This is a genomic window from Bradyrhizobium sp. (assembly GCF_035273305.1).
Classification (GTDB): domain Bacteria; phylum Pseudomonadota; class Alphaproteobacteria; order Rhizobiales; family Xanthobacteraceae; genus Bradyrhizobium.
On sequence record NZ_DATEPI010000311.1, the window covers coordinates 1 to 3344 of the forward strand.

General features: G+C 57.4%; 4 protein-coding genes and 1 tRNA gene. 2 read left to right on the forward strand and 3 right to left on the reverse strand.

Annotated features, from left to right (window positions below):
* Positions 1-398: 398 nt before the first annotated feature.
* The 3 genes from VJV58_RS20485 to VJV58_RS20495 form a co-directional block, all read right to left on the reverse strand.
* A complete protein-coding gene (locus VJV58_RS20485) occupies positions 399-1127 on the reverse strand; it encodes a PEPxxWA-CTERM sorting domain-containing protein (protein WP_324139192.1) in 729 nt (242 codons plus the stop codon).
* Between the two features lie 277 nt (positions 1128-1404).
* Complete coding sequence (locus VJV58_RS20490) at positions 1405-2022, reverse strand: DNA ligase (RefSeq protein WP_324139193.1); 618 nt, start codon at positions 2020-2022, stop codon at positions 1405-1407.
* A gap of 254 nt (positions 2023-2276) precedes the next feature.
* Positions 2277-2351, reverse strand: a tRNA-Asn gene (locus tag VJV58_RS20495).
* Between the two features lie 276 nt (positions 2352-2627).
* Between VJV58_RS20495 and VJV58_RS20500 the strand changes: the two genes are divergently transcribed.
* Together VJV58_RS20500 and VJV58_RS20505 are read left to right on the forward strand one after the other, a co-directional pair.
* A complete protein-coding gene (locus VJV58_RS20500; RefSeq protein ID WP_324139194.1) occupies positions 2628-2825 on the forward strand; it encodes a hypothetical protein in 198 nt (65 codons plus the stop codon).
* 125 nt (positions 2826-2950) lie between these two features.
* Positions 2951-3344, forward strand: a 394-nt coding sequence (locus tag VJV58_RS20505) for a protein-L-isoaspartate O-methyltransferase family protein (protein ID WP_414641536.1), incomplete at its 3' end; no start/stop codon positions are given.

The window sequence follows — 3344 nt, forward strand, 5'->3', positions numbered from 1 at the left end:
GGTCGAGGCAAGGCGGCTAAGGCCATGTAACAAATCGGTGAGAGAGTTACGTTCTGGACAACAACGGAGATACCCCCGGCCTAACAAAGCACGCGCGCGTTTTTTCATGGGGCGTGCGCTCTGAGGCCCCGTCCAGTTCGCCTCCGCTCTGGGCGGGGTTTTCTATTTTTCAGAGCAGATAACTCGCCTTTAACCGAAACCGCTCATCTGTGGGATGACCCTCTGGGGAGAGGGTCACGCGTATAGAGTAGAGAGCCGTCACTGACCGCCGTCGGTGACGGCTTTTTTGCCGGAACACCAGGCAGCAACCCGACCGAAAACCAAACAGGGCGGCAAACGAAAAAGGCCGCCTGCAGGAAGCGACCTTTCTCCTTGCGGAAGATTGGAAGACCTCGAGGTTAAACGAGCCTCAATTGCGCTTGGCTTTGACGTCTATACGCCAAGAAACCCACACCGAAGAAGCCGACGATCATCATGGCCCAGGTTGAAGGTTCAGGGACGGCCGACATGTTGAAGTCACCAGTAGTAGCGCCCGCGGTGTCACGTGTGATCCCGACCCCGATGGTTAGCGAGAACGGGCTGACGGCAGGCGCCAGTGTGGCGTTCGCGGTGCCGGAGAAGGCGGCGCCGCTAAAGGGACCAGCAGTGCCGAACAGATTTGCAAGCGAAAAATCCAGTGCCGTGTCGCTGGTTCCGCCCCATGCTCGACCGGTGACGGTGCCACTCCCGTTCGAATTCGTGCCAGCCAGGGCCAGCAGGAACGAACCGCCAGTCACGAAGTCAGTATCCGAAGCGAACAGAAAAATTGAACCAGTGCCAGTGGCGGCGAAGGTGAGGTCGAGTTGCGGGGCCGTGGCGCTGCCGAGGACTGGTTTGCTTTGCGCGGCGTCAAGCACGAACGTGTATCCGAAGGCGGACGTCGTCGTATCGATCGCCCCAACCAACGGGCTCGAGTCTCCAGCCCCGTTGTCCTGAATGACGATGGCGTGGGTGGGACCGCCGGAGCAAGAAGAGTTATCGCAAATGGCAGCAACTAGAGACGCGGTGGCAGGAGCCGCGCTCAGCAGAACTGCGGCCGCAGCTACGGTACCTAAGGCAGTAAGGATACGCGACGCCGTATTACTCATTGGTGGGCTCCAATATGCTAAACAAAGCCCCATGGGTTTATTTGATTTAAATTTCTTCTCCTAGTCAATGAAATATAATGGTTAATAGAAAATTTTATTGCCTTAATGGCATTTTAAAGCGGATTGAATACCCGAAAAAGCAGCGACCAAGAAGGTAGCGAAGCTGGAGCGCTCGACAGCACGCAGGAAGGTCGGCTAGCCGGTGTTTTTCATCTTCTCGAACCGGTTGGGGTGCTTCGGATCGCTGGTGATATCGGTGATCATCACACTGGCGCTGCTATTCCTGTTCGATGTATTTCGCTAGCGCCTTCGTTGCCTCAAAAGTCGCCCCGACTTCGGATTTTTGACCTTGACCCAGTCCTTGCATGGCCCGATCGATCTCGCGATGCTTCGACACGATTGCCCCGAGTCCCATCTTGCAGGCTTGCCGAAAGAGGGCAGGGCCGATCTCGCCGGCTTCGTGCTCGTTCAGGATAATCGCGCCGGTGGAGCGCTTCAGCAGCTTGCCTAGCCATAGCTTCCGGATCTGCAGCGTTTCATCACGCATGTCGACGCCGTCATCCGAGAGAAGATCGAACGCGTAGAGCCTCACCTCAGCATTGCGCCTTCCCGAATACAGCGCCGCAAAGTCTGAAATCCCGTCGGGGCCCAGGACAACCGCTTCGCCATCAATCACGAATGAGCTTTTGCGGAGCCTCAGTGCGGCCTGAGTAATCAGCGGATATCGATCGGACCAGTCATAGCCCCGGCCAGTCAAAAGCCGCACGCGCTTGCCCTCACGTTGGACGATCAGGCGGTAGCCATCGTGTTTGATTTCGTGAAACCAATCCGGACCGGATGGAACTTCGGTGCCGCATGTCGGTATGCACGGCAGATACTCAAGCTTACGCAACATGCGGCGTTAGATAGCGCAACCCTTCCGGGATGCGAGTCCTGCCGAGCCATAATGGAGATGTGGCGTTTGCGCCCACCGGTGGCACATAATAGCAGCCGGGAAATCCCGGATTAACCCGCGGCCTTCCTGGAATCGTGGAGAGACCATCTGCAAAATCCGTCGATGCGCAACGCACGGCAATCGATTTACAGACACACTGCAGACACGATCGTTTTAGCTGAGATTAGGTATCTGGAAAAAGTCTTTGATTTTGTTGGCTCCCCGGGCTGGATTCGAACCAGCGACCATTCGATTAACAGTCGAATGCTCTACCGCTGAGCTACCGAGGAATAGGCGAAAGCTTCGTTCGCGCGCGGCCAGCGTATAACAAAGCCCTTTAGCCTTGCAAAGGACGAAATATACGTCGCCGGCGTCAGGTCAAGAGCGCGGAGGAACCGGACGCAAGCGACGATTTATGGGCTTTTTGGACGGGGCGAGGCTCATCGCCCTCAAGTATCTCATCTTAACGCGCCATCAAACGAGCGCAAAACAGTCATCCTCCAGCGCCGTTCATCGTGCAACCTCCATCCAAGCTTTGATGAGGCGGTATTCGACGAGACGATTCGATGAAAGACATCCAGGACCACAACGCGCAAAATTGTTGGCGGCCTGTCCCTTCGGTCGTGCCGACCGCGATACCCGCGATGAGTGATGACGAATGCCTGGTCCGGCTTGCGCAATTCGTGCAGCGGCGCGAGTCTGAGGGCGAGGGCCTTGAGGAGGTCGCAAGACTGATCGGCCGGCTTGCAGCCACCATTGAATAGCGCAGTCCGGCCTGATTGCTGGGTTTGCGTGCAATCGCCGTTGCGTTTGGGCGGCGTTTGTACCAAATAGCGTTCTTCAAGTTCCATCCGGCGGCATTGCCCGCAGGTTTCCCCAGGGTTCGCCAATGTCCGGTTTTGCGACCGCGCGCCAGAAAATGGTCGATGGCCAGGTGCGCACCAGTGATGTGACCGATATCCGAATTCTCGACGCCATGCTCGCGCTTCCGCGGGAGGCATTCGTACCGGAAAGGCTGCGCGCGGTTGCCTATCTGGATCGCGATCTCGAGTTTCGCGAAGAGGGCGCTTCCAGCCGTTTCCTGATCAAGCCGGCGGTGAGCGCAAAGATGCTGCAGGCGGCCGAAATCAAGGACACCGACAAGGTGCTGGTCGCAGGAACAGCACCCGCCTATACGGCGGGGTTGGCCGCAAGACTCGCAAGCCAGGTCGTTGCAACCGAGAGCGACGCGAGCCAGCTGGCGAAAGCAAAGGAAGTTTTTGCTCAGCTCGGGTTGGCTAACG